This window comes from uncultured Pseudoalteromonas sp. (genome assembly GCF_963922945.1).
Taxonomy (GTDB): domain Bacteria; phylum Pseudomonadota; class Gammaproteobacteria; order Enterobacterales; family Alteromonadaceae; genus Pseudoalteromonas.
Map to the genome: position 1 here is coordinate 1 of NZ_CAWUKC010000089.1, position 15,748 is coordinate 15,748.

The window sequence follows — 15,748 nt, forward strand, 5'->3', positions numbered from 1 at the left end:
TCGCCATTATTGTAAAAAGCAAAGCTAAAAAACGATTAACAAGGGATGACGCTATTGGTTTTACTATTGCCAGCTTTTTATTTTTTTGGCTTATAAAATTAATTATTGGTGGGGTAGCGTACCTCTTTACCGAAAATGCCGCGAATGCTTCAGCAGCCGATATAGGCCAGCAAGCTTATTCATCAACTTCAGGTGAGCTTTTAAGCTGGGGGTATTTATATTATCAGTTTTGGCCAACGTTATACTTTTTACTCTTAATGCTAACCACCTTAGCTATAAAAATAATTGAGGGCCGGTTTGATAAACATTCATTTTCAAGCTCGCTGCTAATATTGGGTGCCGTTTTAGCTGGCGTATCACCGTTATTTGGCAATGCTTTTATTTTAGGTGTGATAGCTAACTTTTTTATATTTTTTGCTGTGTGTACGGCATGCATAGAAATTGATAAAAAGAGCGACCCTTCAGCCGGTGCTATTAGTATTATGTATGCTTTTTTGCTTATGGGCGGCATCATGCTGAGTGGCATTGGTAAATTAATATATACACTATTTTATAATTAGATTAGTGATTGTTTTTTGATTAAAAAACATGCAGTATGATTGTACCTAATTAGACCCCTACTTAATATATATGGCTGGTGTAATTAATTAGCCATATACATTAAGTAGTTTATAGCTAGGCCTTGGGAGAGAGTTTGCTTTGTTTTTATCGCGCTTAAAAATTTTTGTATTGGTGATAGTCTCTATTGCCGTTGTTTTTTTTACTACATCACAGGCTTGTGCAGATATGTTTGGCTTTTTTAATAAACAAGAATTTTATTTATCGGCTCCAGTAAAGGGGCAGTTATTAGATAATGGGCAGCCAGTTGCAAACACTAAAGTAATACGTTCACTTACCTATGGCGATGAATACGTTGACGATACTACAACAGATGAGCAGGGTTATTTTACCTTCACAGAAAAAACAATAAAAACAGGTAAGCCTTCTAATATGTTTGATAACGACTCGTTAGTTCAACATATTTATTTAGAAAACGGTACGCCAGAAGGGATTGTTTTATGGTACACACCTGTTTCAATCCATGAAGAAAGTGACACACTTAAAGAGCTTCTTGCACATTTAGAGTGTGATATTGGCAAAGAGCCACAAACTTACGATATTCCAATTAAAGAAGATACAAGCCACACTTTTACGATATACACATCATGTAAACTTTAACTATTAATTTAAAGGGAACTTATATGAATACTTTGACACCCACTCAAGCCGTACAATTAGCAAGCCTTGCTTATAAAGCAAAAAGCATTAAGACCACTAATTTACTCAATCGCACACTTCATGCCTCTTTGCGCGACAATTTTAACTTCTCTGTTAACCCTGGTGCGGTACAAGGCGTAACGGGCAGCTTTTTTTCTCACTTATTTAATTTAAGCACGGGTTTTGCTTTAGTAGGGCATGGGCTAGGTGCGTATCAGGGGGATTCGGTTATTACTATTCGCGGTACTAACTCGCTAAGGGATGGATTAACTGATGGTAACTTTGGCGTAAGTGGTGGGGCAAATGGGAGTATGGTACATGCTGGTTTTAATAAGACTTTTTATAGTATGAAGCCTGCGCTGCAAGAGTTTATAGCAGCAAATATTCAAGATAAAGTAACGGGTTGCGTTCATTTAGTTGGTCATAGCTTAGGAGGTGCGTTAGCTACGCTTTCTGCTGATTGGATCAAAGCTGAGTATTCACTTCCTGTAAAATTATATACGTTTGGTTCGCCGCGTGTGGGGCTTGAAAGTTTTTCTCGCGCTGCAACATCCAGAATCGATAAAATATACCGCTGTACACATGGCGCAGACCCAGTGGCTAAAGTGCCTTTATGGCCTTTTTCGCATGCTCCGCATAACGGCCAAGAAATACGTTTAGATAGTGGACAAGGTTTAAAAGGTGCTGCACATACTCTTGCGGGTACGCCTGGCTACTTAAACACGGCCAATAGCAATAATTGGAACAACTTAACTATACAAGCTAATCACTTTTTAAACATGCCTGTGCGTTTAAAATTTGAAGATCGAAATCAAGCATCATTTACCTCCCATTGGGCAGATAAACTTGGTGCTGCATTAATTACCCTTTTAAAAGATGCGGGCTATTACAGTGCAGTAGCAGCTCAAGCAGCTATTGGTACTGGGCTCACTTTTTACGATATGTTAGCGCGAACGCTTGATAAAATAGCTAAAGCTTCAGCCTCGTTTGCAACACAAACCTTAGGTTTACTAGGGCATATGTTAGTGTTTGCAGGCAAAGTAATCAGTAAAGCGGTAGAGCTGACTTATAACTTTATAAAATCGGTATTCGACTCAACCCTAGGCGCTTTATACCGAGCGGCAAAAGAAGGGCTTAGTGGCTTAGATTAACTTTAACCTAGCCCTCAATCTCGCTCTAACAAAATAGCACCACTTTGGTTTTCGCCTAAGTGGTCGTTTTTGTTATAAATAGGGCACTTACTCATAGATAAACATCCACAGCCAATACAGCCATCAACGCGGTCGCGTAAACGCTGCATATACGCTATGCGCTCATCTAGCTGTGCTTGCCACTGCTTTGAAAGGGCTGCCCAGTCTTTTTGTGTGGGTGTGCGCTGCTCAGGTAATGTGGCTAGGGTGAGTTTAATTTCATCAAGCGTTATTCCCATTGCTTGTGCAGCTTTAATTACCGCTATACGGCGTAGTACGTCTTTTTTATAGCGGCGTTGATTACCGCTATTGCGCCAACTACGTATTAGCCCTTTTGTTTCGTAAAAGTGCAGGGTTGATACTTTTACGCCGCTGCGCTTGGCGACATAACCTACGGTTAGGTTGGCCTCGGTTAGTTTTTTTTGATCTAGTGGCATTGTTTTAAATATCCGGTTGACCTCAATATCAGTTGAGGTTTTAAGCTTCTTTCAACATTAAAAAAGGAGCTAACTAAATGCAACAAAAACTTAAGCGTAGCACAGTTATTATTTATTCAAGCGCACGTAAAAATGGTAATACGCAGGCACACGTTAATAGCTTTGCTGAGCAAAATAATGTGCGGGTAATATGCTTAGATGATTATAAAATAGCGCCATACTGCTATAACAAAAACTATAAAAACGATGACTTTTATGCGGTATTTGAAGCGCTTTTAAAGTATGACCACTGGGTGTTTGCCTCACCCGTTTATTGGTACAGCACCACGGTACAAATGAAATTATTTATTGATAGAATAACCGACTACATGGACGATGAAGCATTAAAACCAAAGTTACGAACGCTGCGTAGTAAGTATTTTTCAGTGCTTTCTAATGCGTCATCAACCCAAGCGCCAGCGTGTTTTGTAGAGCAATTTAAAAATACCTTTAGTTATTTAGGTATGCAGTTTATTAACCATAGCCATAAAAGTACCCAAAAGGTTGCATAAATTGCAGCCTTTTTTATGTGTCTCTGGTAGTTTAGTAATACGCTTAAAAACACAGGATTGTTTTATGAAATATTTACTAGGGTTAGTGCTGCTTTTTAGCCCGTTTATTTATGCTAATGAGCAACCAATTAACGGGTTTGGTAATTATTACAATGTACCCGAGCATGACAAAATTAATGATTCTACGGTATTTAAAATAGCATTTGACGTTGCTGATGGCGCTAAAAGTGGTGAGCAAAATCATGCAATAAATTCGCTAGCACGTTTTATTAATATGCATGTAGCGCATGGCGTAAAGCTTAAAAACATTCAACTTGCATTAGTTGTGCACGGTAGCGCAAGTGTTGATGTGTTAGCTAATAGCGAATATAAAAAACGCTTTAGTGCTGATAATAAAAACCAAGCGTTAATTAAGCAGCTACTTGCTAATAACACTCAGGTGTATGTGTGCGGGCAATCGGCAACTCACTTTAAAGTAACGCCTGAATTGCTCATTGATGGCGTAAAAATGTCGCTTTCTGCGATGACCGCGCACGCACAACTTCAGCAACAGGGCTATACACTTAATCCATTTTAATGACACAAATAACAAAAAATATACTCTGCTTTGGCGATTCGAATACGTGGGGCTTAAACCCCGAAACGGGTAAGCGCTACGATGAAAGTACCCGCTGGACAATGCTTTTAAATCAGCAGCTTGGCTCTGAATATAAAGTAATAGAGGCGGGGCAGCCAAATCGTACGCTAGTGAACAATCCGCCTTTTATGGGAGATCTTAACGGCATTCGCTATTTAAAACCTTATTTAGAGCAGCATACGCTAAACACTATTGTTATAGCGCTTGGCACTAACGATTTAAAAAAGCGTTTTAATTTAGCGCCTGCAGATATAGCAAACGGTCTTACACATTTGATCAACTCTATTAAGCAGTTTTATTTACCTATCAATTTGCCTAATTTAATTATCATTGGTCCTTTATTTATTAACCCTCAGCGAGCGTTAAGCCGCATTTATCTAAACTTTGAACAAAAGCTGCTGCCTTTGAACGATCTTTTTAAAGGCATTGCGCAAGAGCATGCACTAAATTATGTTGATATATCACAGCTTACATCACCTTTAGGGAGCGATGGCATACATTTATCCTGCCAAGGCCATAAGCAGCTTAGTAAATTGCTTAGCCGCGTAGTTTTACATGTAAATCAATGAATTAAATTTGTAGTTTTCCATAATTTTTTACAACCTTGATTGCATTTATACGCAGGTATGCAATTATTGTTGCTGCCGAATCACACAGTTTTAAAAAGGTGCCATGAAACAATATCAACGTAGGTCGTTAATTGCTGTAATAAGCGGTGTCGTAATTTTTGCGATATGTGCGGGTACATTACTTTATTTTGCTGCACAAAAACTAGGACGGCAGTTAGCGCGCGACTCAAATTATATTGTTCAACACATTGATGCTGCAGCTACAGAGCGCAGAAGCATTTTAACCCGCCTTAATAACTCAAATGCTAAGCAATGTAACAGCAATACTTTAATAGAAATGCGCCGTGCATTGTTTGATGCGCAATACGTGATAGATATTGGCTTTTTTATAAATGATGAACTGGTTTGCACCACCGGAGCGGGCAAGCTAGCAGTAACAATTACAGATAACCCCCCCGACTATATTCGAATTGATAAACACGATAATAAACCTGTACGGGTAAGGTACGAGCCGCAGTTGTATTTGCTTTTGTTTAGTGGCCGAGCAATGGAAGTGATCATGGTAAGGCAAGGCAGCTACAATTTAATTGTAGATACGCGGGCCTTTAACGACAAAGTGATTGTTTCTCCTCAGTGGGAAGTGCTCTATAAAAACAGCGATAACATGTTTCATTTAGCTGGCTCAAATGGGGTTTATGAGCAAGTAAAAAACAATGCTTTTTTACCTTATGAATCAGTTATTAAATGTAGTAACAATAATCCAGGGTACTGCGTTGCCGTGCATTTACCCTGGAGCCAATTTTTTGCAGATAATCAATTTTTATTGATTATTTCGCTTATTTTAATTTCGTTAGCTGGTGTATCGAGTGGGCTATTAATTGACTACAGCTTAGCGGCTAGGCGCTCAACTATTACGCGCGTGCGCAAGGGGCTAAAAAAAGGCTCATTTTATTGGACCTACCAACCTATTATTTGTTTGCAAACGGGTAAAGTGGTTGGCTGTGAGGCATTGGCCCGTTTTGAAGATAAATACGGGGTTTTGTTCCCTGACCAATTTATCCCTATTATCCGAAAAACCAATTTAACGTGGCGCTTTACCCAAGCCATGATTGAAAAAGTACTTTATGAGCTAACCACTGTTGAGAAGTTGCCACGTAACTTTAAAGTGTCTATTAATATTTTTCCCTGCGATGTAGAAACCGGAAACATTGCGCTTTTAAAAGACATACCGGCACTTACTGATTCGCGCTTTATTATTTGTCTAGAAATAACAGAAGATGAATATTTAGACTCAACAGTTGCACATACCCACTTTAAAAGCTTGGTTGAGGCGGGCTTTAATTTATCGATAGATGATTTTGGTACGGGTTACTCTAACTTAAAAAATCTACAAAACTTGAGCTTTCATCAACTTAAAATTGACCGCACCTTTGTGCAAGATATAGCCACACAAGGCTTAAAGGCATCAATGATCCCTAATATTATGGCCCTGGTACGTAAGTTTAACTACACCTGTGTAGCAGAAGGCATAGAGACCAATGAACAAGAAGCCATAGTAAAACAAGCGGGCGTACACTTCGGCCAAGGCTGGAAATATGCCAAGCCTATGACACTTCGTGAGTTTAAAGCGTATTTAAAATTGCAAACGGTTTAAACGTGTTTTACCTCATACACGTATTAGTATGATATTTATAACAGTGTAAGGTTTTAAAATGACTAAAATAATAACCAGCGCATTTATGGTGTTAATACTTAGTGCGTGCTCCGCTCAATACCCAAATCAACAAATTTTAGGTCAGCAGTTTCCCACTATTAGCGGGCAAAGCCTAGATGAAAAAAGCGTAACTATACCGAATGATTTTAAAGCCGATAAAACCTTGTTACTCATTGGCTATAAACAAGATAGCCAATTTGACATAGACCGCTGGTTAATTGGCTTAGACATGGCTGGAGTTACATTACCCACATACGAACTACCTACCATAGCAGGGATGGCACCCCGCATGTTTAGTACTTTTATAGACAGCGGTATGCGCAAGGGCATTCCAAAAGAGCTATGGGGCGGGGTAATCACTATTTATGACGATGGTGAAGCTGTGCAAAAATTTACTGGTAATAAAAACCCAAACAATACACGCGTTATTTTAATAGATAGCCAAGGTAAAATTTTACATTTTTACGACAGGGGCTTTTCGGTAGAGGCGCTTAATAAACTTAAAGAAAAAATTAAATAAAAAGTAGAAGTTTGTATATGCCTAGTATACTGATCAGAGCAGTGCTTTGTATAAAAATAAATCTTTGTTAATCTTTAAGTTATTGTAAATATTAGCGTTAATGTAATTAATGCTAGTTTTTACTTTGTGGTAATAATACCAAAATCGCATTGAAAGTTGTTTATAAATTAGGTAATGTGGAATAAACGTTTCAAGGAAGAAATCTATGCTACATCCACACGCCGTTTTTGTAAAAACTACGTTTCAATCTTCTTTTCATTGCGAAAGCTACACAACTATTTTAAAAACCATGCAAGCCATTTTTGGCGATATTAAAATGGACGACGTGATCCCTAAAAACGAGAAAAGGGATAAGTTTGATTTATTTCTAATTGATGGCGCTAAAAACAACTGGTTAGACTTACTACCTGCCGATTTAATTTGTTTAGCTAAAAAGCATAAAGTGGTGCTATTTAATGTAGAGCCTAGTGCAGTATGTGAAAAAAATTTATTACTCAATCATTTTAATGGCGTTTTTTATAAAACCGATGCGCCTGAAGATATATTTAAAGGGTTAGTAAGAATAACCTCGGGCGAGTTATGGTTTACACGTAAGGTTATATCAAAAGCGTTTTCAGATATTCTGTCGGTGGCCTCTTCGTTTAATAGTCTACAAGAAGACATCACCCTTAAAAAAGGGGATTACGCGCACCTCACTAAACGTGAAAAGTCAGTAATTCATTTAATTGCCCAAGGGGCGAGCAATAATGCTATTGCTGATAAGCTTAATATTAGTGACCACACCGTTAAAACGCATTTGTACAGCGCCTTTAAAAAAACCAATTCGCGTAACCGAGTCGAATTGGCAAATTGGGCTCAGCGTTATATATCGGTTTTATTACCTATGGCTAAGTAATTAAGCCAATTCGATACATTTAATGTCGGTTAGGGCAAAAATGTTTTATATAAAAAAGGCTACATCACGTAGCCTTTTTAGTTTATGAATTATAACCTTAGGCGGCTTTTTGAGCCCATAAACCTCTATCAATGCCCTTTGTAATTAAATCTGTGAGTGCTTTTTCAATCGCTTGTGTTACACATATGCTCATTGGTTCGTTATCACTGAAACCGGCCTCCGCTTCGGCTAGCCGTTTATAGCTTACATACCTAAAAAAGCCTGCACGCATTTCTTGGCTAAGTACTTTTTTGCTGGTGGCAACGCTCAATAGAACTTGGCCGGTACGAACATCAACTGCGCGTAAATAGATAGAGATGGCATCTTCTCGGTAAAGCTCTGAAGCCCCAATACCAAAATACTCCATGCCTAAACCTCCCGTTTTTACATTGGTATCGTAACTAATAATACCGCCTTCTAAAATTATTTTAGCGGTGGTTAAGGGCGGTAAATCTGGTTGATTAGGGTTGTCAGATTGGCCTGCGCGAATAATTTTTCGCTCGGTTAATATATTTTGTAAGCCTTCGCGTTCAACTGGTGTAAACCAATCCGACTCATGCAAAGCTTGCACTAAAATAGAGTTAGCACCTTGTGTTACTGCGGTTGAAAACGAACTAACATTAGTTTGCGGTTTGTATTGGCCTGTTTGATCTCTAAATGAATACACAGAGACAGGAATACTGCCTACGGGCTTAGGTAAGTTTTTTAAATCACTAAATATTTCAGTGGGTTCTAATGTGGTAGCAACTTGCTGTGAAGGGGGAATTAAGTTTCCCATAGTTGAGCAACCGCTAAGGGCTAATAGCGTTATTGTTATTATTATTTTGCGCATTATCCAAACCTCGGGACTTCGATGATCACGACAGAGTCGTCTAATATATTGGTTATTTTTACTGTAATAGTGTCTGTTGTGCTGGTGATCACTTCTATTTGATAATCGCCACTCATAAATATTGAGTCTTGGTCAAATAGGCTGTCTTCAATTTCCTCACCAAACGCCATATCGGTTATTTCTCTGACCATACGGTTTAAATAGGTGCGCTCCAACGAGTCTTGAAATTGCTCTGCGTAGCCTTTTTCGATGGTGGGGGCTTTATGTTTGTTTTGTGCTTGTGCTTTGCTTAGCAACATATTGGCGTTTAATGGGTTACCACCAAAGCTTGGGTTTATTGGGGTATAAATTATTTCAGTTGCTGAGGCTGAAAAGCAAAGTGTTGTTATTATTATAAGTGCTATTTTTTTCATTTTACCATCCATTTACTGCCATGTCGGGTGATGATGTTGCGATGTTTGAGCGTGCCATCGCGTCTATTACAGCGTAAACAGCTTGCTCAACACGTTCGTTAAGTGGAGCTAATCTACGTCCTAAATAGGTTACATACACAAGTTGGTTATTCATTATTAGTGAGAGTTTTGTGCCTGCTTTTGGGATTACTGTTTCTCTTATTTCTATATTAAAACCAGCGGTTGAGGGGAGATCTCGCCAGTAATTCGAAAATTCGTAATAAAACTGATGACCAAAACGACTAATACTTCTATCAAGCACTAAACCATCTATTTCTAGTTCTTGCGAAGCTTTGCTTTGCGAAGAAAAACACAGAAAAAGAATAAGTAGGGAGCAACGTAATTGAATATTTATTGTCATAAAAAAATGGGGAGGGTTAGCCTCCCCACCTCAATAATTACATTTGCGTAATTGTTGCTGTGTTACCGTCACCAATTTGCGTAACAGAAACCGTACTATCGAAGCCAATTACTGAGCCTTCTACAAGGTTATCATTACCTACTTGAGTGACTGTAAATGTTACGTTTTCACCGCCTACTAAAAAGGCTGACTGCTCAACGCCGCTTACCCAGTTACCTTCACCTTCTTGTGAAATATCAATACTGTGGTTACTTCCTTCAATCATCATATCAACTAGGTTTAACATGCCATCTTGCGCAATATCGATTTGGTTATCGTTACTATCTAAAATACCCGCAAGTGTTACAACTGCTTCGTTTTGAGAACCTGTTTGCGAAACATCAATATCGTTATCGTTAGATGTAAGCGACACATCAGGATACGACGATTGCACCAGCATGGTATTTTCATCACCAGATTGAACTAAATCAACATCGTTACCTGTACCGTTAAAGTTAGCTAGGTGAACAGAGTTTAAATCACCCACTTGTGTAGTAGAGAACTCATTGTCAGAGCCAATTACACCGATGTAAGATTCGTTCAAGTCGCCGTTTTGTAATGAAGTTAGCTCATTACTGTCACCAACTAACTCTGCGGTCGCTAAGTTTTCGTCGCCAACTTGCGTTGCTGTTACTTCGTTGTTTGCGCCTTCAAATAAGTTTGACTCAATAGTATTAAGTGAACCTTCTTGATCTAGCTTTATTTGATTATCATCGCCCATAACAGCTGCAAAGGTTACTGCATTTGTTAATCCATCTTGTTCAACGTCAATTTCATTCGCATCACCTGAGATTGAGCTAAACGTGACTGCGTTTCGGTCGCCGCTTTGTTCAACATCAAGCTCGTTTTCATTACCTTGTAAGCTACTTACTTTATAGGTATTCCAGTAACCATCTTGCGCTAAGCTTAGGCTGTTTTCATCACCTGTAAGCATAGTGATTTCAGCTTCATGCCATTCACCTTCTTGCAAAGAGCTAATTTCATTTGCATTACCTTGCATATCCATGTTGTAGAACCAGTGGCCGCCGTTGCCTTGCTCTACATCAATAAGGTTGTCATCACCAGTTATAATGTTAATTGCTTCGTTATTTACAAAAAAGCCTTGGCCAAATTGGCTAACAAACAACATGTTGTTGTTACCTGTTACCTCTGAAATAAAACCGTTAGCAACACCATCTTGAGAGTACACTTGCGTATTGTTATCGCCAGTGGTGGTTACCTCGGCATAATTACCAAATTGGCTTTGCACAACTTCAGTTTCATTATTGTTCCCTGTGGTGGTAACAAGCATAGTGTTGCTGTCGCCTTCTTGATAAAGAAACGCGTTATTTTCATTTGAAGTCTGAATTAGGGTTAAGCTGTTCTCTAGGCTTTCAGTTGATACTTGTGTACTTAGCTGTGAGCTTGATACTGATTTATTTTGTGTATCTGCATGTGAGGCAAAGCTGGTACCTACTGCTAATGCAACAGCGCAGCTTAAAAGTGTTTTGTTCAACTTCATTATTTATTCTCCTTGAAATAGTAAAATCAAATACCTTAAGTGTTATAAATTTTAATAAGATATTTTCGCTCAGCATGCCGTGCTGAATAATGGTGTGATCCACTCTTATTTGATTTTGTAAATCGAACGTTATTACAAATTATGTATTTAGGCTTGTCATTTTTATTAAATATAACGCGGCTATACTTTTTGTAAGAACACCTTCACTGTATTCCTCCTGACAATAGACTTAAATCATCTTTTTTTACCAATTTTAATTGTCTTATTTTTCAATTGCTTATAAAATAGTATTTATATAGGAACAAAAAAGAAAGAAAAACTAGTAAAAACGTTTGGTCCTTAATGAGGTAAAATCACAGTTTATTAATTCATAAAAATGACTGTGTTGCATGTTTTTTTGTTAATCACTCTGGTTAAAAATGTTGATTTTTAGTTGTTTGTTATTTTTTGACTTGTGTAAATTTAAATTTCTTAGTTTTCTAGCTCTATGCCACGTGATCCTCTTGTATTTGAAGTTGTAAGTAAATTTACTTAGCTCGGCTAAGTTAAACCAACTATGGATAGAACAATGAAAACAAAATTATCTATTATCACTCTTGCTTTACTACCGTGTTTAGCTGCTGCAAAACTACCTGATGCTGGAGTTAAACAACCTGTTGTAGCAAGTAGCGATGCAGTAATTGTTAAATACAAAAAAAATGCGTCAGCACAAATGCGTAAACAAGCACGTTCATTAGTAAAAGCAAAAATCTCAGATGTTAACGCAGATGAAGTTGATGATAACTTCAAGTCTTTACTCTCTGGGCGCTTAGCTAAGTTTACAATTTCAGGTATGAGCACTAAAGAAGCTATTGCACGTTTAAAGTCTCACCAAGCGATTGAGTACGTAGAGCCTGATTACCAAGTAAGTATTGCAAGTACGCCTGATGATCCGCGCTTTGACGAGCTATGGGGTTTGAATAACGAGGGTCAAACAGGTGGTACAGCCGATGCTGATATCGATGCAGTAGAAGCATGGGATATTTCGACGGGTAGCCGCGATGTTGTGGTAGGTGTAATTGATACCGGTATTGATTATAACCACAGCGATTTAGCGAGTAATATGTGGGTAAATAGCAGCGAAATACCAGGTGATGGTATTGATAATGATGGCAACGGCTTTGTAGATGACGTACATGGTATTAATGCTATTACCAACAGTGGCGACCCTATGGATGATGAAGGCCATGGTACTCATGTATCAGGTACCATAGGCGCAAGCGGTAATAATGCAACAGGTGTTGTAGGCGTTAACCACGAAGTATCACTTGTAGGCTGTAAGTTTTTAGATGCTGCAGGTAATGGTTCAACATCAGATGCGATTAAGTGTATCGACTACATGGTAGGACTTAAAAATGCCGGTGTTAACTTACGCGTATTAAATAATAGTTGGGGCGGTGGTGGTTATAGCCAAGCTCTAGCAGATGCTATTGCATCAAGCGAAGCGGCCGATTTATTGTTTGTAGCCGCAGCGGGTAACGACACAATAGATAACGATGTAAACCCGCATTATCCTTCTAACTACGAAAACGCAAGCGTGTTATCTGTAGCAAGTACGGATCAAACCGATAATATTTCGTGGTTTTCGCATTATGGTTTAACCAGCGTTGATATGGGCGCCCCTGGTAGCGCAATTTTATCTACTACACCAGGTGAGAGCTATGCATCTTATTCTGGCACATCAATGGCGACGCCTCATGTGGCAGGTGCTGCAGCGTTAGTGCTATCTATTAACCCAGAACTTAACACACAAGAGCTTAAAGAGTTACTAATGAGCTCTGGTGATGCAAATGCAGCGCTGCAAGGTGTAACGGTTGCTGGTACGCGTCTTAATGTAAATCAAGCACTTATTGATGCCGATCCTACGCCTGGCTTTAAAATTTCAGCCAATCCACTTACGCAACAAGTTGTAGCGGGCCAAGCTGCAAATTACACATTTACTATTGGCTCAATTGCCCAGTGGGATGAAGAAGTAACACTTGAATTATCATCAGCATTAGATGGCGCTTATTTGTCGACTAGTACGGCTCGACCTGGTGATGATGTAATGCTTAACGTTGAAACTGACGCTGACACTCAGTGGGGTGAATACGAGCTAACAGTTACTGCAACAGCGGGTGACATTGTTAAAGAGCAATCAGTTAAGTTAATGGTTCAACCTGTTGGCTTAAACGACTTTACTTACAGCAGTAACGCAAGTGTTGATATTCCTGATAATTCACCTGTGGGTGCAGTATCAGTAATCAATGTACCGGATGATTTAACTGTGTTTGGTACAACGGCAAATGTTGATATTACGCACACTTACTCAGGCGACTTAGTGGTTAAGTTAGTATCAGCACAAGGTACACAGGTAACACTACAAAGCAATGTAGGCGGCTCAAGCGATGATATAGTTAGAAGCTTTACGTCAGAGTCATTTAACGGTGAAGTGGCTACAGGTGATTGGACATTACAAGTAGAAGACACGGCCGCAGCTGATACAGGCACCATCAATACTTGGTCTCTCACATTAAGCGCTATTGGCGAAGTTAGCCCACAACCACCGCGTGCGGGCTTTGATGTAGAAACACAAGGCTTAACCGTTAACTTTACAGATACAAGTACCGATTCAAATAACGATATTACACAGTGGAGTTGGGATTTTGGTGATGGTGCAACATCATCAGATCAAAACCCAATGCATGTGTATGCAGCCTCTGGTAATTACGATGTTGTGCTAAGCGTAACTGACAGCGAAGGCAATACAAGCACGTCTACTCAAACGGTTGTAGTAAGTGATGTAGAGCTTGAGCTAACCCTTAAACGCGCTAATAAATCTCGCCTTGATACCATGCGTGTAGATTTAAGCTGGGAGCGTGTGGGCGCTGAGTCGTTAAGCGTATACCGTAACGGTGAGCTGGTTGATACCACATCAGACAACGGCCGTTACCGTGATTATGTACGTGGTGCTACATTACCATCGTACGATTACCAATTATGTGTAACTGAAAATGTATGTTCTAACATCATTACAGTGTCATTTAATTAACTACTCCTAAAGTGACCTTAAGCCCAGCACTGCTGGGCTTTTTTTGTTTTAAGCTTTTAAAGTATATTTTGAATAGATAACTAAGCTTCTTCATACGGATGGGTTTTAAGCCAATGCTCGGCGATTTGCTCGCGCGTGGCAAACCACACTTGCTCATGCGATTTAGCGTACTCTAAAAACCGTGCGAGGGCTTTAATGCGTCCAGGGCGGCCAATTAAGCGACAATGCAAACCTATCGACATCATTTTTGGGGCGTTTTCACCTTGTGGGTCGCCTTCTTCATACAGCGTATCAAAGGCATCTTTTAAATAATTATAAAACTGATCGCCGGCATTAAAGCCTTGCACAGCGGCAAAGCGCATGTCGTTTACATCAAGCGTGTAGGGCACTATTAGCTGTGGCTTACCTTCTTTAATACTGTAAAAGGGTAAGTCGTCGCTGTAATCGTCGGCATCATATAAAAACGAGCCATTTTCTACCACAAGGGCTGCTGTGTTAGGGCTTGTGCGCCCGGTGTACCAGCCTGTGGGCTTTTTACCGGTAAGCGTTTGAATGATTTCAATGGCTTTTTGCATGTGCTCGCGCTCGGTTTGTTTATCTATATGTTGATAATTAATCCAGCGCAGGCCGTGGCTTGCAATTTCGTGCCCAGCTTCAACAAAGGCTTTAGCTACATCGGGGTGGCGCTCAAGGGCCATTGCCACAGCAAAAATGGTGACCGGTATATCGTATTTTTTAAAGAGTTTAAGTAAGCGCCACACACCTGCGCGCGAGCCATATTCGTAAATAGACTCCATGCTTATGTGGCGGTCTTCTACATGGGGAGCGCTGACTATTTCAGATAAAAACGTTTCGGCTGCTGCATCACCATGCAGTACACAGTTTTCACCGCCTTCTTCGTAGTTTAATACTACTTGCACGGCTATACGGGCTTTATTAGGCCAGTTGGCATGCGGAGTGTGTGCACCATAACCAATTAAATCGCGCGGGTAATGTTTAAATTGCTCGCTCATTTTACTGCTCCTTTTTTACTGCGCTAAGCCAAGTGCCAAGCATTTCACGCTCTGCATCAGTCATTTTTGTCATGTTAGCCAATGGCATATCTTTGGTAATAACGGCGCGAGTATGAATAAGTGCACTGGCTTTTTTTACATCAGCAAGTGAGTCGAGCTTAAAGCCGAGCGGCGCGGTTTGAAAAAGCTTCGATGTAGGGGTTTCACTGTGGCACTGTGTACAGTGCTTGCTGATTATTTCCCACGCTTGAGTGTCGGTAATGCTTGCTTGTAAAGGCGCGCTTTCGCCTGTAATTGTTGGGCTGCTAGGCCATGGAGCTATAGCCAGCATTAGGGCAAAAAAGGCGGCAATACCACTTATAAGTACCGAAGGTTTATTAACGCCTTGGTGCTTTAAGTTAAAGTAATGGCGTATCCACATGCCAATACCAAATAACGCAATTAATATAAGCCAGCCAAAGCTGTGGCTGTAGGTGTAAGGAAAGTGGTTACTTAGCATAATAAAAATAACGGGTAGGGTGGCGTAGTTATTATGTACTGAGCACTGCTTTGCTTTTAAGCCCGGCGCTGAATCAGGAATGCGCCCAGCTTCTACTTCGCTTACCATGTAGCGCTGTGCAGGCATAATAATGTGATATACATTACCGGCCATACAGGTACCAATTAATGCA

At 39.7% G+C, this 15,748-nt stretch carries 17 protein-coding genes; 10 read left to right on the plus strand and 7 right to left on the minus strand.

Annotated features, from left to right (window positions below):
• The 3 genes from AABI99_RS15275 to AABI99_RS15285 form a co-directional block, all read left to right on the plus strand.
• Positions 1–560: hypothetical protein (locus AABI99_RS15275; RefSeq protein WP_338366949.1), on the plus strand; the 560-nt coding region annotated here is incomplete at its 5' end.
• A 139-nt stretch (positions 561–699) separates the two neighbouring features.
• Positions 700–1,218, plus strand: coding sequence for a DUF6795 domain-containing protein (locus AABI99_RS15280; RefSeq protein ID WP_338366950.1), 519 nt, complete (start codon positions 700–702; stop codon positions 1,216–1,218).
• A 23-nt stretch (positions 1,219–1,241) separates the two neighbouring features.
• Positions 1,242–2,408: a lipase family protein gene (locus AABI99_RS15285; RefSeq protein WP_338366952.1), complete on the plus strand. Its 1,167-nt coding sequence runs from the start codon at positions 1,242–1,244 to the stop codon at positions 2,406–2,408.
• 14 nt (positions 2,409–2,422) lie between these two features.
• On the opposite strand, the gene soxR is transcribed toward AABI99_RS15285, so the two are convergent.
• Entirely contained in the window at positions 2,423–2,884 is a 462-nt protein-coding gene (gene soxR / locus AABI99_RS15290) for a redox-sensitive transcriptional activator SoxR (protein WP_338366954.1), read from the minus strand.
• A 77-nt stretch (positions 2,885–2,961) separates the two neighbouring features.
• On the opposite strand from soxR, the gene AABI99_RS15295 reads away from it, so the two are divergent.
• From AABI99_RS15295 to AABI99_RS15320, 6 genes are all read left to right on the plus strand, one after another.
• Entirely contained in the window at positions 2,962–3,435 is a 474-nt protein-coding gene (locus AABI99_RS15295; RefSeq protein WP_338366955.1) for a flavodoxin family protein, read from the plus strand.
• A gap of 64 nt (positions 3,436–3,499) precedes the next feature.
• Positions 3,500–4,012 carry a DsrE family protein gene (locus AABI99_RS15300; RefSeq protein ID WP_338366956.1) on the plus strand — a complete coding sequence of 171 codons (513 nt, stop codon included), beginning with the start codon at positions 3,500–3,502 and terminating at the stop codon, positions 4,010–4,012.
• An 8-nt stretch (positions 4,013–4,020) separates the two neighbouring features.
• Positions 4,021–4,641: a GDSL-type esterase/lipase family protein gene (locus AABI99_RS15305; protein ID WP_338366971.1), complete on the plus strand. Its 621-nt coding sequence runs from the start codon at positions 4,021–4,023 to the stop codon at positions 4,639–4,641.
• 103 nt (positions 4,642–4,744) lie between these two features.
• Positions 4,745–6,295 carry an EAL domain-containing protein gene (locus tag AABI99_RS15310; RefSeq protein WP_338366957.1) on the plus strand — a complete coding sequence of 517 codons (1,551 nt, stop codon included), beginning with the start codon at positions 4,745–4,747 and terminating at the stop codon, positions 6,293–6,295.
• Positions 6,296–6,353: 58 nt separating this feature from the next.
• Positions 6,354–6,875 carry a hypothetical protein gene (locus tag AABI99_RS15315; protein WP_338366959.1) on the plus strand — a complete coding sequence of 174 codons (522 nt, stop codon included), beginning with the start codon at positions 6,354–6,356 and terminating at the stop codon, positions 6,873–6,875.
• A 205-nt stretch (positions 6,876–7,080) separates the two neighbouring features.
• Positions 7,081–7,770, plus strand: a complete 690-nt coding sequence (locus tag AABI99_RS15320; RefSeq protein ID WP_338366961.1) for a response regulator transcription factor — start codon at positions 7,081–7,083, stop codon at positions 7,768–7,770.
• A 97-nt stretch (positions 7,771–7,867) separates the two neighbouring features.
• Here the strand turns inward: AABI99_RS15320 and AABI99_RS15325 are convergent, their stop codons facing one another.
• Genes AABI99_RS15325 through AABI99_RS15340 form a run of 4 tightly spaced genes read right to left on the minus strand, consistent with a single transcriptional unit; the run spans position 7,868 to position 10,994 of the window.
• Positions 7,868–8,641 (minus strand): CsgG/HfaB family protein, encoded by a 774-nt coding sequence (locus AABI99_RS15325; protein WP_286248875.1) that lies wholly within the window; start codon positions 8,639–8,641, stop codon positions 7,868–7,870.
• Positions 8,641–9,066 (minus strand): curli assembly protein CsgF, encoded by a 426-nt coding sequence (locus AABI99_RS15330; protein WP_338366965.1) that lies wholly within the window; start codon positions 9,064–9,066, stop codon positions 8,641–8,643. The genes AABI99_RS15325 and AABI99_RS15330 overlap by 1 nt, the downstream gene beginning before the upstream one ends.
• Positions 9,056–9,454 carry a curli production assembly/transport protein CsgE gene (locus AABI99_RS15335; protein ID WP_338366966.1) on the minus strand — a complete coding sequence of 133 codons (399 nt, stop codon included), beginning with the start codon at positions 9,452–9,454 and terminating at the stop codon, positions 9,056–9,058. Before AABI99_RS15335 ends, AABI99_RS15330 begins: the two co-directional genes overlap by 11 nt.
• 37 nt (positions 9,455–9,491) lie before the next feature.
• Positions 9,492–10,994, minus strand: a complete 1,503-nt coding sequence (locus AABI99_RS15340) for a curlin (RefSeq protein WP_338366967.1) — start codon at positions 10,992–10,994, stop codon at positions 9,492–9,494.
• A gap of 568 nt (positions 10,995–11,562) precedes the next feature.
• On the opposite strand from AABI99_RS15340, the gene AABI99_RS15345 reads away from it, so the two are divergent.
• Positions 11,563–14,064: a S8 family serine peptidase gene (locus AABI99_RS15345; protein WP_338366968.1), complete on the plus strand. Its 2,502-nt coding sequence runs from the start codon at positions 11,563–11,565 to the stop codon at positions 14,062–14,064.
• Positions 14,065–14,144: 80 nt separating this feature from the next.
• On the opposite strand, the gene puuE is transcribed toward AABI99_RS15345, so the two are convergent.
• Both puuE and AABI99_RS15355 read right to left on the minus strand, forming a co-directional pair.
• Complete coding sequence (gene puuE, locus AABI99_RS15350) at positions 14,145–15,077, minus strand: allantoinase PuuE (protein WP_338366969.1); 933 nt, start codon at positions 15,075–15,077, stop codon at positions 14,145–14,147.
• Position 15,078: 1 nt separating this feature from the next.
• A partial coding sequence (locus tag AABI99_RS15355; protein WP_338366970.1) for a urate hydroxylase PuuD occupies positions 15,079–15,748 on the minus strand: 670 nt, incomplete at its 5' end.

Bases quoted from the DNA above. Each gene is read 5' to 3' on its own strand.
- AABI99_RS15285 (WP_338366952.1), top strand. From the start codon at position 1,242: ATGAATACTTTGACACCCACTCAAGCCGTACAATTAGCAAGCCTTGCT.
- soxR (WP_338366954.1), bottom strand. From the start codon at position 2,884: ATGCCACTAGATCAAAAAAAACTAACCGAGGCCAACCTAACCGTAGGT.
- AABI99_RS15295 (WP_338366955.1), top strand. From the start codon at position 2,962: ATGCAACAAAAACTTAAGCGTAGCACAGTTATTATTTATTCAAGCGCA.
- AABI99_RS15300 (WP_338366956.1), top strand. From the start codon at position 3,500: ATGAAATATTTACTAGGGTTAGTGCTGCTTTTTAGCCCGTTTATTTAT.
- AABI99_RS15310 (WP_338366957.1), top strand. From the start codon at position 4,745: ATGAAACAATATCAACGTAGGTCGTTAATTGCTGTAATAAGCGGTGTC.
- AABI99_RS15315 (WP_338366959.1), top strand. From the start codon at position 6,354: ATGACTAAAATAATAACCAGCGCATTTATGGTGTTAATACTTAGTGCG.
- AABI99_RS15320 (WP_338366961.1), top strand. From the start codon at position 7,081: ATGCTACATCCACACGCCGTTTTTGTAAAAACTACGTTTCAATCTTCT.
- AABI99_RS15325 (WP_286248875.1), bottom strand. From the start codon at position 8,641: ATGCGCAAAATAATAATAACAATAACGCTATTAGCCCTTAGCGGTTGC.
- AABI99_RS15330 (WP_338366965.1), bottom strand. From the start codon at position 9,066: ATGGATGGTAAAATGAAAAAAATAGCACTTATAATAATAACAACACTT.
- AABI99_RS15335 (WP_338366966.1), bottom strand. From the start codon at position 9,454: ATGACAATAAATATTCAATTACGTTGCTCCCTACTTATTCTTTTTCTG.
- AABI99_RS15340 (WP_338366967.1), bottom strand. From the start codon at position 10,994: ATGAAGTTGAACAAAACACTTTTAAGCTGCGCTGTTGCATTAGCAGTA.
- AABI99_RS15345 (WP_338366968.1), top strand. From the start codon at position 11,563: ATGAAAACAAAATTATCTATTATCACTCTTGCTTTACTACCGTGTTTA.
- puuE (WP_338366969.1), bottom strand. From the start codon at position 15,077: ATGAGCGAGCAATTTAAACATTACCCGCGCGATTTAATTGGTTATGGT.